Here is a 17,662-nt window from a genome sequence, read left to right as displayed (position 1 = left end):
TATCAACCCTCCGCGAACCAAAGTCCGTCGTGAACACAACCCACACCGACGACCCTGTCCCGTTGGGCACGATATCTATCGCGCAATACACCGAGTTGATCGTCCGACATTGCCGAATAGTCAGGTTTAGGCAGGGGACGAAGATAAATATGATCGTACAAGATGCTCCGCAGCGCCGTTTCGGTCATATAATATGACGGAGCAACGCCGAAATATAGACTCGTCTTCCCCGAGTTGAGCAGCGGAAAATCGTACGCGTTGAAACGCTCGAATCCGATGAATATGTCCGCCTTCTCGATATATTCGCCGTAATAACCTTCGACAATCTCACGTCGCGTGGGAGTTCTACCGTGCGTCTCGTGCCACGCGATTGAAAACCGCGCAACCGCTTCTGTGGCGTCGCTACCACAAACGCCGAAGAAAAGTCTGTGTTCGGCATTGGATGATGTGGCGACCGTCACGTCATCGAATAGGCTGGCGACAGCTTGCCCACGGGCGGTGGAGGCCAATGTTCTTCGATAGTCACCATAGAAATGAACACGGACATCATGCTCCTTATACAGCGACAGAACTTCCACGTGGTTGGTAAGCAAAACCAATCCGTCGATTGCTCTTGCGATATATCGATCACCACGGTCCCGAAGGTCTTCACTGAACATCGGAGCAATTACCGTCTCGATGCCGTGGTCGAACAGCATCCTAAAAATGCGAATAGATTGGCGCAAGGATGCCTGCATATAATCGTCACGCTGCGTGTGTTCGAGGCGAAACCAGCGGCGTGTGCCATCGAAGGGAAGGACGCAAACCTTCGGTCCGCGAAGACGCACGGTCGCTGCCACGGCCGCTACCGGAAGTTCGAAGAATTCTTTCTCGCTAGGCGTGTTTATCGCAGCCATCAGCGCTCCCGGCGGCAAATCAGTTGCGACAACCCAATGAGATCCTCAGATCTGAGGGCATCGGGCAATGCCACAACAGCGGCCCGGACCCGTTCATCGGCGCACCGTTGCGCGGCGCGCCGGCCCCCGGCGACCTCGACGAGCGCGGTAGCCCGATCGATATCACTCGTTGTCATTGCGGCATCCGCTTGATAGAGCGCCGCCAGTTCGATGGCTGCCTCAGATCGCGAATTCAGTGCGGCAACAACCGGCAGCGTTGCCTTGCGCCGGGCAAGATCATTGCCGACCGGTTTTCCGGTCACACCAGGGTCGCCCCAGATGCCGATCAAATCGTCGACGCACTGAAACGCAAGACCCAATTCGTGGCCAAAGCGTTCCAACGCCGCAATCGTCGCGTCGTCCGCATTGGCGGCTAAGGCGCCCAGGGCGCAGCAACAACCGGTCAGGGCCGCGGTCTTGCCCGCTGCCATATGCAGGTAGTCGTCGACCGTGACTTCCAGGCGGCCTTCCAGGGCGCAATCCTCGAACTGGCCGATACACAAGTGAAGGCACGACGTCTCCAATCGCATGATCGCCCTGACCGCGAGAGAAAGGTCGCGTAGGTCGGTCAGCATCCGAATCGCCGCGGCGTGCAAAGCATCTCCCAGCAGGATCGCGGCATCCACGCCCCACACCTGCCATACCGTCGGTCGTCCCCTGCGCGTCGCATCCTTATCCATCACATCGTCGTGCAGCAACGTGAAGTTGTGCACCAACTCGACAGCTGCGGCAATCAGCGCGGCATCACCGGCATCACCGCCGCAGGCCGCAGCCGCCGCCTGGACAAGCGCGGCGCGAAGGAACTTGCCCGACGATCCCGCTAGTGCGGATCTATCGACATCCCACCAGCCGAGGTGGTAGCCCGCCATCGTCGCCAACGGCTCGCGCATAGATTCGATAGCCTTGCGCAGCAAGGGATCACAGTCACCTCGAGCGCGTCGTAGCAACGCCTGCCCACCATCGGCACGCGCATTGCCGAGATCGGTCGTGCCAAGAGTCATCACGCCTCCCACTCCTACTCGCAGCGCCCCTCAGTCGCGCATAACAGCGGTCGAACGATCGGTGAAATTGCTTAGCGCCGAAGATGTCCAAAGGTGGTTGACAACATCGACCAAAGTGATTGCCCCGCCCATTTTCCGGGTAATGCGGGCCCCGGCACCCATATGCAGGCTCGGTGGTGATTAGGTGTCATACGGAATGTGGATACGGATGTTTTACGTTTGTTGAGCCCGATTGCGGCGGTCTGAGCCAGATTGTGCGATTGGCGCGTCGACACCGTCGGGGGTTCAGGAAAGGTTGTCGGCGGCGGCCGGCACCATGTCGCACCAACCCATTTGGGCCGAAGCGGAACTGCGCGGAGTCGCCTCATGGAATTCAGTGCAGCGGGTCAGTTGCGCCGCGAAGTCGTGTATCCGCTTTTAGGCTTCCCGGACGGCCCCCCATCTCGACACGCGAGCTAGGAGACGCCGTCCCGATGCTTATCGAGTGCAGCCAACCATCGGGCAGGCAAGGCCGATCCGGCACGTCCCGGTCGAATGATGAGACAACCGAATCCGCTTGCACAAAGCGCATCATTCGATACAACACCCAGGGTTGTCAAGCGTTCTGGCAAATTGTGAAACGCGAATTTATTTAGCACAGCAAGTATTTAGTGCAGCAAGATGTATTTCCGATTGGGGAGACGGCAGTGATTTCCCATTGAATGCACCCCAAAAGATGTCTCACGGCCGGATCATAAGGGGCATGTGAACCGTCTCGGGTTTGATGCCCGTCCTGCTGTGTGAAGGATGCCGATCATGTCCAAGCACGATCCAGTCGACGCCACGCCAACTTTCCGCTTGCGAGCACGCTATGCACCCGAGGGCTGGTCTTGGCGGCGTGAGGTGACGCCTGGGCGCCGCCGCTGACCCGGGCCGCCTTGATAATTGAATTCTGCTCGGAGACACTAACCGCTGGCGATTTCGGAGGACCGGTTCCATTACACAAGTCTTGGTCGACACCGACATGGGCGTGGACGACGCGGCGGCCCTCGCCTGGTTGCTAGTTAGCGCCGAGCCATCCCTCGACGTGGTAGGTGTCAGCACCGTATTCGGCAACTCATCGGTCGACAACGCTGCTGCAAATGTCTTCGCCCTCCTCGACTCGGTAGGGCGCAGCGACATTCCGGTCGCGGTCGGTGCCGCCGCGCCCCGCGCACGGCCACGAAGTCGTCTCGGTGCGCTAATGCACGGCAACGACGGGCTGTGGGGGTCCGCACCGCGAAGCGCGCCCATCGCGGGCGATCGCGACGTCGCCCGACTTTATCGGGACGTGCTCCGGTCACATCCCGACACCACCTTGTTGACGCTGGGTCCGCTCACCAACCTCGCCGGTGTCTCTACCGCGGATCCAGGTGTGCTGCATGGGTTTTCCCGAATCGTCGCGCTCGGCGGCGCAAAGGTGGGCGGTTCCATCACGCCCGTTGCCGAGACGAACTTCTGGCAGGATCCGGAAAGCGCAGCCGACGTCTTGTCCCGGGCGCTCCCGATAACGCTAGTCCTGCGCGACGCTCACGCAGAGTTCAGCCTCTCCGACGAAGACGTCCGTGTGCTGTGCGCCGCCAATTCGCCCGCGGCGCGTTTCCTGGCCGGCCCACTATCGCGCTATGCCGCCATCGTGTCGACGTTGGCGGGGGGGCAACTCGGCCTACCGGACGTCGTCGCAGCGGTCTACGCCGCGGTCCCATCGACTGGACTCGACGTCCGCCCGGCCTATGTGAAGGTGGTAACCGACGGCGATCCGCTCACCCGCGGTCAGTCCATCATCGGGCTGACGGCCAGCGAAAAGATTCCCATGCTCGAGAAGCTGGACCGCCTCGAGGCTGCGGTAGCGCGAGCCACGACTGACGCGGAGTTCGATCTCGCGGCCCATCTGCGTGCCATCACAGCCCGCGCGACGGACAACGCCGATGTCGTGATGAAGGTCGCGACGGATCGCATCGCCGCCATGTTCGTGAGCACAATCGTTGGCGGTCAACGGGGGTCACCGTGAGCACCCACGCGATTGTTTTTGACCGCGATGGCGTGCTCACCAGGTTCGATTGGGCCGGTGCGCGGGAGGTGCTCCTGCGCATCACGCACCTGCCGTTGGAAGAGCTAGGCGACCGCTGGCAAGCTTGGCTCAACGGGCGGGCCCTCGACGACGCGCTCGACGAAAGCGAGCAAATTCGCGCGTTTTTGTCGAACGTCGCGCGCGACCTTGAACTCGGCCGCCAGGCACATGACGAGCTACTGCGGCTGGATTACGCGTCGTTCGCACAAGGGTACCCAGATGCACGGCCAGCGCTTGAAGAAGCGCGGCGCCGCGGCCTGAAGGTCGGCGTCCTGACAAACAACAGCATGTTGGTGAGCCCCCGCCGCATGCTTGCGAGCGCCGCGCTGGACGACCTCGTCGACGTCGCGCTGAGTTCGCAGATGATCGGGGCCGCCAAGCCCGACCCACAGGCATATCGAGCGATCGCACAGGCCCTCGGCGTCGCGACGACATCGTGCCTGTTCTTCGACAACATCGCCACGTGGGTCGAGGGCGCGCGACGAACCGGCATGCGCGCATACCTGGTGGACCGCTCCGGGGAACCTCGGGACGGCGTCGTCCGCGATTTGTCGAGGCTTGATGCGATCCTCGCTCAGGAAGCGGTGTGACCGGCGGGTATTCGGGTTTGCCGCTAGCTCGGCCCGGGGGTTCCGGCGAAGCCGAACACCGTGCCGCCCCTGCCACCGGCGCCACCAAGTCCGCCGAACATGCCCGGGCCGCCGTCGCCGCCGTTGCCGATCAACCGGGCGTTGCCGCCGGCGCCGCCGGCCGTCGCGACGGCGTCACTCGCGCCCGCACCGCCACCGGTGCCGCCATCGCCGATCAGTCCGCCGGTACCGCCGTCGCCTCCGATACCACCGGCGACAGGAGCCCCGAGCGCGGCACCTCCGGCACCGCCGTTGCCACCCTGGCCGAACAGCCCGATAGCGTCGCCGCCCCTCCCGCCATTGCCGGGCGCCGAACCCGGCCCGCCCATCCCACCGGGGCCGCCGTTGCCGACGATGAAGCCACCGCTACCGCCGATACCGCCCGGTGAGGAGATCGCGCCGCTGCCGAGCTGTCCATTGCCGCCGGCACCGCCGTTTCCGAAGAACCCGGCGTTGCCGCCACTACCCGCCTGCCCGGCGTTGGCATTGCCGAGTCCGCCGGTGCCGCCGGCACCGCCGGCGCCGAACACACCGGCCACGCCGCCGTTGCCGGCATTTCCGCCGTCTCCGCTAGCGCCGTGGCCGCCGGCCCCGCCGGCCCCGCCGCTACCGATGAACCTGCCGTTGCCACCGAGACCGCCCAGCCCGCCGTGCGCGCTGCCGATACCCCCGGCACCCCCGTCCCCACCCTCGCCGAACACCCCGGCACTGCCGCCGTTACCAGCGTTGCCGCCGTTGCCGATGCCGCCCTGCCCGCCGATCCCCCCGGTCCCTCCCGCACCCCCGTTGCCGAACAGGCCGATGGCATTGCCCCCAGCACCGCCGGTCCCGCCGTCGGCGGTGGTACCAATGCCACCGGCCCCACCCGGCCCGCCGTTGCCGCACAGCAGCCCGCCGGCGCCGCCCGTCCCGCCCGCACCACCCACCGCGCCCGGCCCGCCAACACCTCCGGCCCCGCCGTTCCCGATCAGGCCGGCCGCCCCGCCGTTACCACCGGCCTGGTCCACCCCACCGGATCCGCCGTTACCGCCGTTGCCATACAGCAACCCGCCCGGCCCGCCGTCCTGCCCCGTGTTCGGTGCCCCGTTGGCGCCGTCACCGATGAGTGGCCGACCCAGCAGTGCCTGGGTGGGAGCGTTGACCGCGTTGAGGATGTCCTGCTGCGCCAGCCACACCGCCGTAAGCGGCGACGCGTTGGCTGCCTCCGCGCCCGCATAGGAGCCCGCACCCGCGTTCAGCGCCCGCACAAATTGGTCGTGAAACGCCAGCGCCTGGACACTCAGCGCCTGATACGCCTGGGCGTGCACATCGAATAGTGCCGCGATCACCGCCGATACCTCATCGGCACCCGCGGCCAAGACGGCCGTGGTCGGGGCCGCCGCTGCCGTGTTGGCCGCGCTGAGCGCCGCACGGATGCTCGCCAGATCCGTCGCCGCCGCGGCCACCATGTCCGGCGCCGCGATCACGAATGACATCAGCCACCTCCGCCGCGTCCAGGCAACCGGTTGGCTCATTCGGTCGCCATTGGCACTGGGCTGAATAGAGCGTAACGCCGCGACAGCAACACGGCTCCGACCAAATTTTCGGATCCGCCGACGAGCGAAATGCCGTGTCCGAGGCCGGCTGCCTAGCGCGGCCAATCGTCGGGCACCGCAGCGTCAAGACGGAACACCCGCGGCGAGTGTTCCCTGGTGGGCCGAATTGCCTTACTGTATTTCGGGTGGAGTCAAACGGAACCCCCGAATTGGTGCCCGTCGAAACATTGCACTCAGGTGACCCGATCACCGATGTCAACGGTGGCGGTCAACGTTACATAGTTCTCGAGTCGAAGACCGTCAGCGACAGCTGCGTGGTCCTTGAGCTGGAGTCGAGAGTGAACCACCAGCTGCAGGTCATCGAGAAGTCCTTCCCGACCGGGTACCACGTCGGCAGGGCCAATCACCGAATTTTGTAAGCCAATTTCGAAAGGTCGCCACTGTCGGCCCAATACTGCGACGCCTAGCCGGTCGCCGGCTGATTCATGGACACCACCGGATCGATATCTTCGATTCGTGAGCGGCTAGTTGCTACCCGGCGGGCGTGGGTCATTGGGATCGTTTGGGTCGGGCTCACCGAACCAGCGGGACGGTTCGCGCAGACCGTATTCGTCGTGCCAGTTCCACCACTCGTAGGGCCGGGTCTGCGGGTAGCCTTCCGGCGAGTCCTCCCAGTCCTCTTGACGCCCCAGCGCCGTGATGTCCAGGAAGCTCCAGGTGGTTCCCAGCGCCTCGTCGCCGCGGTTGTTCACGAAGTAGCTGCGAAACACGCGGTCACCCACGCGGATGAACACGTTGGTGCCGTGCCATTCATCCACGCCGAAGTCGGCGTCGAAGCTGTCGATGATCGTGTACCACGGAATCTGCCAGCCCATCCGCTTCTTGAGGCGCTCGATGTCGGCCTGCGGCGCGCGGGAGGCGAACACCAGCGTGGTGTCGCGCGCGTGCAGATGAGCAAGGTGGCCGACGTGGTCGGCGACCATGGAACAGCCCCGGCAGGCATGGTCGGGCCAGCCATGCACACCGGGCTCGAAGAAGGCCCGGTAGACAATCAGCTGACGCCGGCCACCGAACAGACCCGGTAGGTTCACGTTGCCCTCGGGCCCGCCGAACTCGTACTCCTTGTCCACGGCAAGCCACGGCATCCGCCGCCGCATGGCCGCCAGCGCGTCACGGGCCCGGGTCAGTTCCTTCTCCTTCACCAATAGTTGCTGATGTGCGATTGCCCACTCCTGGGCCGACACGATTGGGGGTGTCTTCATTGGGATTTCCGCCTCTGGGTGATCGAGAACGTGTGCGCAACTTGATGTCCGCATTAAGTTAGATGCGATCCGACGTCTGAATTCATCGCTCGCGGACCGTTTGAGCGCGGGCCGAAGCGCGTTGCCAAGGTGCACACCAGCGACAGCACCCGGTCTAGGTACGCCGATGTCGGTAGACATGTCGGTGATACGCCAGCAGGATTAGGCGCGGTATCGGAAATTGAAGGGTGACGTGGTGAAGATTCCCGGTATAGCCAGCGTCCTCGGTGGCGTGACCGACGGAGTTGCACAGGTGGTGCGCGTCGGCGCACAAACTGCGGTTGGGGGTGCCTCCCGCTTGCGGGGGAGCGCGGCGGACGCGGTGCAAACGCTGGCCAGCCCGGTGCTGGACCTGACCGGCCCGGTGGTGCAGTCGGTGGCGCAAACGACCGGTCGGGCAATCGGGTTAGGCGGTTCCGACAACGGCTCGCCGGACGGAATCACGCCGCCGGTGCGTTGGCACAGCAAGCGGCGAGTGCATTTCGACCTGGATCCGCTCCTTCCATTCCCTCGCTGGCACGAGCACGCGGCGGTGGTCGAGGAACCGGTCCGCAGGATTCCCGGCGTCGGCGAGGCTCACGTCGAGGGCTCGTTGGGTCGGCTGGTGGTCGAACTCGACGACGGTGCGGACAGCGACATTGTCTTGGACGAGGTGTGTGATGTGGTTTCCGCGGTGGCCGCCGACATATTCCTAGCCGGGTCGGTGTCGTCACCCACCTCGGCTCCATTCGCCGACCCGGGCAATCCCTTGGCGATCCTGGTGCCGCTGACAGCTGCGGCAATGGACCTGGTGGCGATCAGTGCCGCGGTTACCGGCTGGGTCGCCCGACTGCCTGCTGCACCGCAAACCACCCGAGCCCTGGCCGCGTTGATAAATCATCAACCGCGCATGGTGTCACTGCTGGAGTCGCGACTGGGTCGAGTGGGCACCGATATCGCGCTCGCCGCGACGACGGCGGCCGCGAACGGGCTAACCCAAGCTGTCGGCACACCGCTGCTGGATCTGGTACAACGTGGCCTGCAAATCTCCGAGGCGACGGCGCACCGTCGCGTGTGGCAACACCGCGAGCCCGCGCTGGCCTCCCCTAAGCGCCCGCAAGCTCCGGTGGTCCCCATCATCTCGTCCGCCGGGGCCAAATCGCAGCAGCCGCGCCACAGTTGGGCAGCCGCGGCGGCCGGCGAGGCTTCGCACGTCGTGGTTGGCGGATCCATCGACGCCGCAATCGACACCGCCAAAGGGTCAATGGCCGGACCGGTGGAGGAATACGTCAACCAGGCCGCAAACGGTTCGTTGATCGCCGCGGCGAGCGCGTTGGTGGCCGGCGGTGGCACCGAAGACGCGGCCGGCGCGATCCTGGCCGGGGTCCCAAGAGCTGCGCACATGGGCCGGCAGGCGTTCGCGGCGGTACTGGGTCGCGGGCTCGCCGACACCGGGCAACTTGTCCTAGACCCCGGCGCGCTGCGCCGCCTGGATCGGGTGCGGGTGGTCGTGATCGACGGCGCTGCGCTGCGCGGTGACAACCGCGCTGTCCTGCATGCACAGGGAGACGAACCCGGCTGGGACGACGACCGCGTCTACGAGGTTGCCGACGCCTTGCTGCACGGCGAGCAGGCGCCCGAACCCGACCCCGATGAACTGCCGGCAACCGGTGCACGCTTGAGATGGGTTCCGGCACAGGGGCCGTCGGCAACACCGGCTCAGGGCCTCGAACACGCCGACCTGATAGTCGATGGCCACCGCGTGGGCAGCGTCGATGTGGGATGGGAAGTCGACCCCTACGCCATCCCGCTGCTGCAGACCGCGCACCGAACCGGAGCCCGGGTGGTTTTGCGCCACGTATCCGGTACCGAAGATCTGTCGGCCAGCGTCGGTTCGACACACCCGCCTGGTACGCCGTTGCTGGGGTTGGTGCGTGACTTGCGAACGGACCGCGGACCGGTGTTGCTGATCACCGCATTGCACCGGGACTTCGCCTCCACCGACACGTTGGCCGCGCTGGCCATCGCCGACGTCGGTGTGGCTCTCGACGATCCCCGCGCGGCAACACCATGGACTGCCGACATAATTACCGGCACCGACCTCGCCGCGGCGGTGCGGATCCTGTCCGCTCTCCCGGTGGCCCGGGCGGCCAGTCAGTCCGCGGTGCACCTCGCTCAGGGGGGCACCACACTGGCCGGGCTACTGCTGGTCACCGGTGAGCAAGACAGATCCAACAACCCAGCTAGCTTCCGTCGCTGGCTCAGCCCGGTCAATGCCGCTGCCGCAACGGCTTTGCTATCCGGAACGTGGTCGGCCGCCCGGGTGCTACGGATGCCCGACCCCACCCCGCAACCGCTGACCGCCTGGCACGCGCTGGACCCCGAGATCGTCTACTCGCGGCTGACCGGCGGCTCGCTGCCCTTGGCCGTTGAGCCCGGAATCCCCGCCTGGCGGCGCTTTCTGGACGACTTGTCCTACGAACCAGTGGTGGCGCCGCTGCGCGGACCGGCCCAGACCCTGGGGCAGCTGGCGGTGGCCACCCGGCATGAACTCGCCGATCCGCTGACGCCGATCCTGGCGGTCGGCGCCGCGGCGTCGGCGATCGTCGGCAGCAATATTGACGCGCTACTAGTAGCGGGCGTGATGACCGTCAACGCGATAACCGGTGGGGTACAACGATTGCGAGCCGAGGCGGCCGCTGCCGAGCTGTTCGCCGAGCAGGACCAGTTGGTGCGCCGCGTGGTGGTCCCGGCGGTCGCGACGACCCGACGTCGACTGGAGGCGGCCCGGCACGCCACCCGAACGGCCACGGTGTCGGCGAAGTCACTGCGGGTCGGCGATGTCATCGACCTGGCCGCGCCGGAGGTGGTCCCGGCGGATGCGCGCCTGCTGGTCGCCGAGGACCTCGAGGTCGACGAGTCCTTCCTAACCGGTGAGTCGCTACCGGTGGACAAGCAGGTGGAGCCGGTCGCCGTCAACGACCCCGACCGGGCCAGCATGCTCTTCGAGGGCAGCACGATAGTCGCCGGACACGCCCGCGCGATCGTGGTGGCCACCGGGGTCGGCACCGCCGCATATCGCGCGATCTCGGCGGTCGCCGACGTCGAAACGGCGGCGGGAGTCCAGGCCCGGCTGCGCGAGCTGACCAGTAAGGTCCTGCCACTGACCCTGGCCGGCGGCGCCGCGGTGACCGCGCTGGCGTTGCTGCGCCGTGCGTCACTGCGGCAAGCGGTCGCCGACGGCGTCGCCATCGCGGTGGCCGCGGTCCCGGAGGGCCTGCCGTTGGTGGCCACCCTCTCCCAGCTTGCCGCCGCGCAGCGCCTGACGGCACACGGCGCGCTGGTGCGCTCGCCCCGCACAATCGAGGCGTTGGGCCGGGTCGACACAATATGTTTCGACAAGACCGGCACGCTCACCGAGAACCGCCTGCGCGTCGTGTGCGCGGTACCGCGCACCACCGCACCCGACTCAGATCCACTACCCGAGATCACCGATGCTCGCTCCGCCGATGTGCTACGGGCCGCGGCACGCGCGTCCACGCAACCCCACAATGGGGAAGGGCACGCGCACGCCACCGATGAGGCGATCCTCACGGCGGCTAGTTCGCTGGCCAGTTCGCTTAGTAGCCAAAGTGATTCGGAGTGGACGGTGCTGGCCGAGGTACCGTTTGAGTCCAGTCGCGGCTACGCCGCCGGGATAGGCCGGGTGGGCGCCGACGGAACACCGATGTTGATGCTCAAGGGCGCTCCGGAGACGATCCTGCCGCGCTGCCGGTTCGCCGATCCGGACACCGAGCAGCAGCATGCCGAATCTTTGGTACACAACCTCGCCGAGCAGGGCCTACGCGTTCTGGCGGTCGCGCAACGCACCTGGGAGAACGGGACCACCGATGATGACGAGACCGACGCCGATGCCGTCGAGGCCGCCGCACATGACCTCGAGCTGATCGGCTATGTCGGACTTGCGGACACGGCCCGGCCATCCTCGCGTCCGTTGATCGAAGCCCTGGTGGACGCCGAGCGCAATGTGGTGCTAATCACCGGCGATCACCCGGTCACCGCACGGGCGATCGCCCGCCAGCTGGGCCTGCCGGCGGATGCGCGGGTCGTGACTGGTGCCGAACTTGCCCTGCTGGACGAGGAGGCGCATGCCAAACTCGCCGCCGATGTGCAGGTCTTTGCCCGGGTAAGCCCGGAACAGAAGGTCCAGATTGTGGCGGCGTTGCAGCGCTGCGGGCGAGTGACCGCGATGGTCGGCGACGGCGCCAACGACGCCGCCGCTATCCGGATGGCCGACGTGGGTATCGGGGTGAGCGGTCGCGGTTCGTCGGCCGCCCGCGGGGCCGCCGACATCGTCCTAACCGACGACGACCTGGGTGTGCTGATCGATGCGCTGGTCGAGGGCCGCAGCATGTGGGCCGGTGTTCGTGATGCGGTGACAATTCTGGTCGGCGGCAATGTGGGCGAAGTGCTGTTCACCATCATCGGGACGGCGTTCGGGGCCGGACGGGCGCCGGTCGGGACTCGTCAACTGCTGCTGGTGAACCTGCTCACCGATATGTTCCCCGCGCTAGCGGTGGCCGTCACCTCGCAATTCGCCGAACCCGACGAGGCCGAGTATGAAACCGACGAAGCGTCCGAACAGGCACAGCGCGCACACCGGCGTGCGGTGCTGACCGGGCCGACGCCCTCATTGGACGCGCCGCTGATGCGTCAGATCGTCAACCGCGGTGTCGTCACCGCTGCCGGCGCAACGGCCGCCTGGACCATCGGACGCTGGACTCCAGGAACCGAACGACGCACGGCCACGATGGGTTTGACCGCGCTGGTGACGACACAGCTGGCGCAAACGCTGCTGGCGCGCCGGCACAGTCCGCTGGTCATCGCGACCGCACTGGGCAGCGCGGGGGTGTTGGTCGGCATCATCCAGACCCCGGTTATCAGTCACTTTTTCGGCTGCACACCGCTGGGACCGGTCGCCTGGACGGGCGTCTTCAGCGCCACGGCGGGAGCCACCGCGGTCTCAGCGCTGGCACCGAAGTGGTTGGCTTACACCGTCGGTGTCGTTGCGCCCGATGAACAATCCGAGGAACAATCCGACGAGTTGGAAGACCCTGACACGCCTTAGGTCGGCAGCTGCCTGCGCAGCACCTTGCCGGCGGGATTGCGCGGAATGCTGCTGACGATGTGGATGTCCCTGGGTTGCTCGAAGCGAGAAACCTTGCCCGTCAAGTACTCTCGCAACGCGGGCACGTCGATCGTGCTGCCCGGCCGCAAGACGACGTAGGCCGCCAGGCGCTTCCCGAATTGCTCGTCCGGCACCCCGACGACGGCATTCTCGGCGACGCCGGGATGCCCGGCGAGAGCGTTTTCCAGCGCGCGCGGATACACGTTCTCACCTCCGGAAACGATCATGTCGTCTTCGCGGCCAACGATGTACAGCCGACCCGATTCGTCGAGGTAGCCCATGTCGCCGGTGCCGGTCATCCGGTCTATGACGAGCTTGGCATCACCACCGCCGATGTAACCCTCAAACGTCAGTTCACCGCCGATGAAGATGCGGCCGATCACCCGGGGCCCGACCGGCCGCCCGGCTTTGTCGAAGATGCGCACCGGACATCCCACGATCGGTCTGCCCACCGTTTCCGGGGCACGCCGCAGCTCGGCCGGCGTTGCCAGCGCGCCGATACCGACCTCGGTGGAGCCGTAGAGGTTGTACAAGACGTCGCCGTAGGCATCCATGAACCGTTGCGCCAAGCTGGGATCCAGCCGGTCACCGCTGGATATCACCACGCGCAGGCATCCCACCGGGTTTCGCGCGCGCACCCGCTTGGGCAGGTCCAGGATGCGCGCCAGCATAATCGGGACCACGCTCAGCGCGTCGGCACGATGCAACGACGCCTGCGCGAGTGTGGTTTCGGCGTCGAATCGCCGGTGGGTAAGTACCGTGCCGCCCAGGCCCAGGGTGAGCATGAGGATGCCGAAACCCAGCCCGTGAAACATCGGTACCGCCAGGGCGACTCGCGATCCGACGCGTAGCCGGGTGCGCTGAAGAATCGTCACCGAAACGCCCACTCCCGAGCTCAGGTGCGGGGCGCGGGGCACGCCCTTGGGAACACCCGTGGTCCCCGAGGTCAGCAGAATCATTCGGCCCGATGGCGCGACCTTGGGTCGCGAATCACCGTCGTACACCCGAACGGTCTGGGGATCAAGAACCCGCACCGACTCCTCGGTTTCGCGAACCAGGTCAGAAAATTCGTTGTCGCAGAAGATCGCCCGGATCTGATGCGCGGTCAGGGCGCCCGCGAGGGCATTGGCGCGAAACTCCGTGTTGACCAGCACGAGGTCGGCGCCAACCAGGGCCGTGGCGAATACCGCCGCAACGAAGTTGCGGCCATTGCGGCACATGACGCCCACCGCCTGGCCGGCTCCAGCACCCGAACCGACGAGCTGGTGGGCAACCGATTCGGTCAGCAAGAGCAGCTCGCGGTAGCTCAGCGCGCCGTCGTCGTCGATGATGGCGGTCCGGTCCGGCCAGCGAGCCGCCGCAACCGCGAGCAGAGTGTAGAGATTTGTGCCGCCCCGAACGACCTCTCGGATGAGCCGCACCAACGCGGCCGGGCTGAGCGGACCGAGCAGCCCGGAAGACACCAGCGCCCGGAGGGCCGCGCTCACCAGGCTGCGCGTCATCATCGGCGCGCGCCCCGCTTCGCTGCGGATCTCCCAACCGCGGATTCGGCGAAGAACCGGCGGTGCCACAAGCGAGCGGCACGATCGACGGGACCGGCCAACACCACCGAGGCCAGCTCGGCGGGCCACACCCAGGGCGGCGCGTTGGTGCGGGACCGTTCGATGATGGCGTGTGCGATGGCGTCGGCGGCCTCGTCCGGGTGCAAACCCGGAAATCTGCGCAGGATGGGCGTGGGCTCAATCATCCGGGTGCGGACCAACGCGAAGTAGACCGTGGTGACGTCCACGCCATCGGCATGCAGCTCCGGCGCCACACTGCGCAACCAGCGATCGAAAGCCCCCTTGGATGCCTGGTAGGCACCCCATTGCGGGCCGGGCGCGACACGCACGCCAACACTCGAAACGTTCACGATGTGGCCGCGTCGGTTCTCCCGCATGGCCGGCAGCAATCCGAGTAGCAGCCAGATCGGCCCCAGATAATTGATGTCAATGGTGCGTTGAAAATCGTGCGGCCGCTCGTACTGGTGATGCAGCGACCGGCGCAGCGACTTGCCCGCATTGCTAACTACGATGTCGAGCGGGGGGTGGTTCTCGCTGATCTGCTTGGTCAACACGCTGACGGCGGCCTCCTCGGTCAGATCGGCCGGGTAGGCGACCGCATGCCCACCGCCGGCATTGATCGAGGCCGCGAGGTCGTCGAGCCGTTCCGCCGATCGGGCGACGATCAGCAACCTCGCTCCGGCGGCGGCCAGTCTTCGGCTGGTCGCTTCGCCAATTCCGTAGGAGGCGCCGGTGACCAGGACGGTTTTGCCGGAAACAGCTTCGCGCAACCTCTCGGGATCCGATGTGCGCGCCGGGTTGACCAACCTGTCGATCACGTTCGCTGCCAGATTCATCGGATTGCTTTCCCCGATTTCGTTCGACCCATCTTGGCCCATGTTGACCCAAGGCTCCTAGTCCCTGACAAAGCCCTTGTTGCGCATCAGCACGTCGGCCAGGAACCCGTCGTGCGGGATTGCCGGTGTTGCCCAGTAGGTCGGGTGGCGACCGCAGTACACGTTTGACACCGTGGGCTCGGCGAGCAGATCGTCGATCAGCTCCTCGTCGCCGGTGATCGCGGTTACCACCAACGAATGCCGCAACGGAGCAACCCCGGCATCGCGCGACCATGGCGACACCCATACGCAGGGAAACGGCAGCTCGATGTTGAGCTTGTCGACGTCGGGCCCGGCCAACAGATGCACCGCCGGGCGGAGCGCGGCACCGCCGTCGCCCAGTGCGGCCACCACCTGCTCGGCCCCGAGCAGCGGGGTCGTCCCGGCGGCCTTGGCCGCCAGGTACTTCGCCAGGGCCCGCGCCCTGTCGACGGGCTGGGTGGGCAGGACCGCTCGCTCGTGTGCGCTCGGCAGCGGCTCAACCGCCACCAGCCGCTCGGCAATCGCGGCGGCCAGCGGGACCGGATCTCCTTCGTAGAGCACGGCGGTGGTGTTGACGCACGCCATCCCACCCAGGTTGACGATCGAATCGACGATGATGTCGATGAAGTCAGACCAATCCCGGTCGGCGGTGACGAGGATCTTCGTTCGTCCCGGTCCGTTGACCACGACCGTCGGATCGCCGGCGTATTTGTCCGCCACGTCGCGCCCCCCGTATGCCATCGCGAGATCGGCCGACCGGATAACCTCGTCGGCGCCGCCGTGGTCGGTGGGCAGATACACCGCATCTTCGGGGCGAAACCCCGACTCGCGTAACGCGTTGACCAGCCGGTGCGCGGTCAAGGGCTCACGACGTGACGGGCGGACCACCACTCGATAGCCCAGCGCGAGCGCCTGCGGCCACAGGCGATGGACGCCGGGACCATTCCCGGCGGCGTGCACTGCGAACGTCTCACCGCGGCGCGCCCACACCGCACCGCCGTTGCGGGTGCGTTCCGCCCGCCAGTCCAGCGCCGCGCCCGCCGGCCGGGCCGGTCGCACCGCATCGAAGGCCGAGGCCACGGCGTCGGCCACGGCACCGGCCTCGGCGCGGGTCACCGCGATCGGCAGTCCCGAAATCCGGCTGGTCAGACCCACATAGGTCTCGAAGTCCAGCCCGGCGATCACGCCGGTAACAAAGGCATCGGCGGTCCGGGCCAGCGCCGCTGCGCGCTGCACGACCGGCAGCGGTCGGACCTTGCGTTGCGCGCTGATGGTGCGCGACACATACAGGGGCGGCACGATGCTCAACTCGGCAACCGGCACACCCGCCGTGCTCCTGACCACCTCGCGGTTTCGGGTCCGGTACTCACCACCCGCGCCGAGGGCATCGATGTGCACCAGATCCGCCGTGGCACCTGGCTGTTCGCGAGACATATTCAGTACACGCCCTCGATGACGGTCTCGCCCGCCAAGGTGCTCACCGGCCGCACCTCGCTCACCGAGTCACCGAGTTGCCCTGCGGGGCCCGGCATCCGGATCGCGCGATCGCGTTCCAGGTTGTTCGGTATGAACATCCCCTTGCTGATGTGGTTCATCACCACCTGGCCCAGCCGCCCGTAGGGCACCTCCTCGCCGGTTTCGGGATCCACCACCCAGAAGACGACATACGGGGTCCGCGGGTCGAACACGAACCGTTGGCCGTCGTCGCTCGTTCGGGTCACCGCTTGGGAAAGAACCATGGTGCTGCCGAAAGCCATGGTGATCGTCGTCGCCGGGAAGACGTCGCGCAGCACGTCGAGCGTGTCGGCGTCCACATGCGTGCCGCTGAGCAACAGAAAGCGAATCTTGCCGTTGATCAAGTCCACCAAATGATCGTTGCGGGCGATCGCCTCGAGCAGCGGTGGAGTGGTGTGCAGATTCGCGACATGCTGCGTTTTCAGGATGACCGCGGCCTGATCGACGACGTGGTCGACGTAGGCCGCCACTTCTGCGGCGGCATTGCGGGCGGCAAGTTTCTTGACCCAGCGGGGGTCGATGTCAATCGGGTGAAATACCGAGCCCAACCGCTCCGAGACCATCCGCGAGAAATGGCCCACACCGTGCGGGCCGCTCGGCATCAGGCACAAGAAGCCGTGGCCCGGCAGGAAGCCACCCGTGGCGAAATCTTCGGTTTGCCATTGGATAACCTGCTCGACCCAATCCGGCATTTGCACAGTCCGTTTGGGAACGCCGGTGGTGCCACCGGACTCAAATATCTGGGGACGCGGTGGCGGCGTCCCATAACCGCGCGGAATGAGATCCTCGATCGCCACCCTGCGCAGCTCATTGACCAGGTTCGGAAACAACCGCAAGTCCGTGAACGTCTTGACATCGGTCAACGGGTCGAAGTCGAGGGTGTTGGCGGTGCGCAGCCAGAACGGGCTACCGGTGTCCTCACCGAAGTGCCAGGCGATCGCGGCCCGTAGGTAGGCTTCGGGATCTTCGATCGGCACCGATCTCGGCACGTCCAACAGCGAAAAGTCGACCGAGAAATCGGCATCGGACATACCACCGATCCTGTCGCATGTTGCGGGGTCGCGCACCACC

Annotated in this window: 12 protein-coding genes; 4 read left to right on the top strand and 8 right to left on the bottom strand. The window is 66.2% G+C overall.

All coding sequences use genetic code 11. The annotated features are described in order from the left end of the window. Positions 1–2 precede the first annotated feature (2 nt). On the bottom strand, positions 3–887 hold the full coding sequence (locus AADZ55_RS01010) for a diterpene synthase (RefSeq protein ID WP_085324197.1): 885 nt from the start codon (positions 885–887) through the stop codon (positions 3–5). Positions 888–895: 8 nt separating this feature from the next. Next, complete coding sequence (gene idsB, locus AADZ55_RS01005; protein ID WP_085324126.1) at positions 896–1,948, bottom strand: geranylgeranyl diphosphate synthase IdsB; 1,053 nt, start codon at positions 1,946–1,948, stop codon at positions 896–898. A gap of 976 nt (positions 1,949–2,924) precedes the next feature. Between idsB and AADZ55_RS01000 the strand changes: the two genes are divergently transcribed. Beyond that, complete coding sequence (locus AADZ55_RS01000; protein ID WP_085324127.1) at positions 2,925–3,965, top strand: nucleoside hydrolase; 1,041 nt, start codon at positions 2,925–2,927, stop codon at positions 3,963–3,965. Then, complete coding sequence (locus tag AADZ55_RS00995; protein ID WP_085324128.1) at positions 3,962–4,615, top strand: HAD family hydrolase; 654 nt, start codon at positions 3,962–3,964, stop codon at positions 4,613–4,615. The genes AADZ55_RS01000 and AADZ55_RS00995 overlap by 4 nt, the downstream gene beginning before the upstream one ends. A 23-nt stretch (positions 4,616–4,638) precedes the next feature. On the opposite strand, the gene AADZ55_RS00990 is transcribed toward AADZ55_RS00995, so the two are convergent. After that, positions 4,639–6,129: a PE family protein gene (locus AADZ55_RS00990; protein WP_341286250.1), complete on the bottom strand. Its 1,491-nt coding sequence runs from the start codon at positions 6,127–6,129 to the stop codon at positions 4,639–4,641. A 245-nt stretch (positions 6,130–6,374) separates the two neighbouring features. On the opposite strand from AADZ55_RS00990, the gene AADZ55_RS00985 reads away from it, so the two are divergent. Then, complete coding sequence (locus AADZ55_RS00985) at positions 6,375–6,608, top strand: hypothetical protein (RefSeq protein ID WP_207569173.1); 234 nt, start codon at positions 6,375–6,377, stop codon at positions 6,606–6,608. 105 nt (positions 6,609–6,713) lie between these two features. Here AADZ55_RS00985 and AADZ55_RS00980 read toward each other — a convergent pair whose 3' ends face one another. Continuing rightward, entirely contained in the window at positions 6,714–7,451 is a 738-nt protein-coding gene (locus AADZ55_RS00980) for a DUF899 domain-containing protein (RefSeq protein WP_085327429.1), read from the bottom strand. Positions 7,452–7,686: 235 nt separating this feature from the next. Between AADZ55_RS00980 and AADZ55_RS00975 the strand changes: the two genes are divergently transcribed. Further along, positions 7,687–12,597, top strand: a complete 4,911-nt coding sequence (locus tag AADZ55_RS00975; RefSeq protein WP_085327439.1) for a cation-translocating P-type ATPase — start codon at positions 7,687–7,689, stop codon at positions 12,595–12,597. Here AADZ55_RS00975 and AADZ55_RS00970 read toward each other — a convergent pair. Genes AADZ55_RS00970 through AADZ55_RS00955 form a run of 4 tightly spaced genes read right to left on the bottom strand, consistent with a single transcriptional unit; the run spans position 12,594 to position 17,622 of the window. Continuing rightward, positions 12,594–14,162, bottom strand: a complete 1,569-nt coding sequence (locus AADZ55_RS00970; protein ID WP_085327440.1) for an AMP-binding protein — start codon at positions 14,160–14,162, stop codon at positions 12,594–12,596. The two genes, AADZ55_RS00975 and AADZ55_RS00970, sit on opposite strands and share 4 nt — an antisense overlap. Then, on the bottom strand, positions 14,159–15,055 hold the full coding sequence (locus AADZ55_RS00965; protein WP_085327441.1) for an SDR family NAD(P)-dependent oxidoreductase: 897 nt from the start codon (positions 15,053–15,055) through the stop codon (positions 14,159–14,161). The genes AADZ55_RS00970 and AADZ55_RS00965 overlap by 4 nt, the downstream gene beginning before the upstream one ends. A 57-nt stretch (positions 15,056–15,112) precedes the next feature. Further along, on the bottom strand, positions 15,113–16,477 hold the full coding sequence (locus tag AADZ55_RS00960; RefSeq protein WP_085327442.1) for an aldehyde dehydrogenase family protein: 1,365 nt from the start codon (positions 16,475–16,477) through the stop codon (positions 15,113–15,115). A gap of 35 nt (positions 16,478–16,512) precedes the next feature. Continuing rightward, positions 16,513–17,622 (bottom strand): AMP-binding protein, encoded by a 1,110-nt coding sequence (locus tag AADZ55_RS00955; protein ID WP_085327443.1) that lies wholly within the window; start codon positions 17,620–17,622, stop codon positions 16,513–16,515. Between the last annotated feature and the right edge of the window lie 40 nt (positions 17,623–17,662).

The sequence above is a fragment of the Mycobacterium decipiens genome, from assembly GCF_963853665.1.
In the GTDB taxonomy this organism is placed as follows: Bacteria; Actinomycetota; Actinomycetes; order Mycobacteriales; family Mycobacteriaceae; genus Mycobacterium; species Mycobacterium decipiens.
Note: the sequence above shows the minus strand (reverse complement) of the source record. Positions and strands in the feature narration are given on the sequence as shown.

Bases quoted from the DNA above. Each gene is read 5' to 3' on its own strand.
- AADZ55_RS00980 (WP_085327429.1), bottom strand. From the start codon at position 7,451: ATGAAGACACCCCCAATCGTGTCGGCCCAGGAGTGGGCAATCGCACAT.
- AADZ55_RS00990 (WP_341286250.1), bottom strand. From the start codon at position 6,129: ATGTCATTCGTGATCGCGGCGCCGGACATGGTGGCCGCGGCGGCGACG.
- AADZ55_RS00955 (WP_085327443.1), bottom strand. From the start codon at position 17,622: ATGTCCGATGCCGATTTCTCGGTCGACTTTTCGCTGTTGGACGTGCCG.
- AADZ55_RS00970 (WP_085327440.1), bottom strand. From the start codon at position 14,162: ATGATGACGCGCAGCCTGGTGAGCGCGGCCCTCCGGGCGCTGGTGTCT.
- AADZ55_RS00965 (WP_085327441.1), bottom strand. From the start codon at position 15,055: ATGAATCTGGCAGCGAACGTGATCGACAGGTTGGTCAACCCGGCGCGC.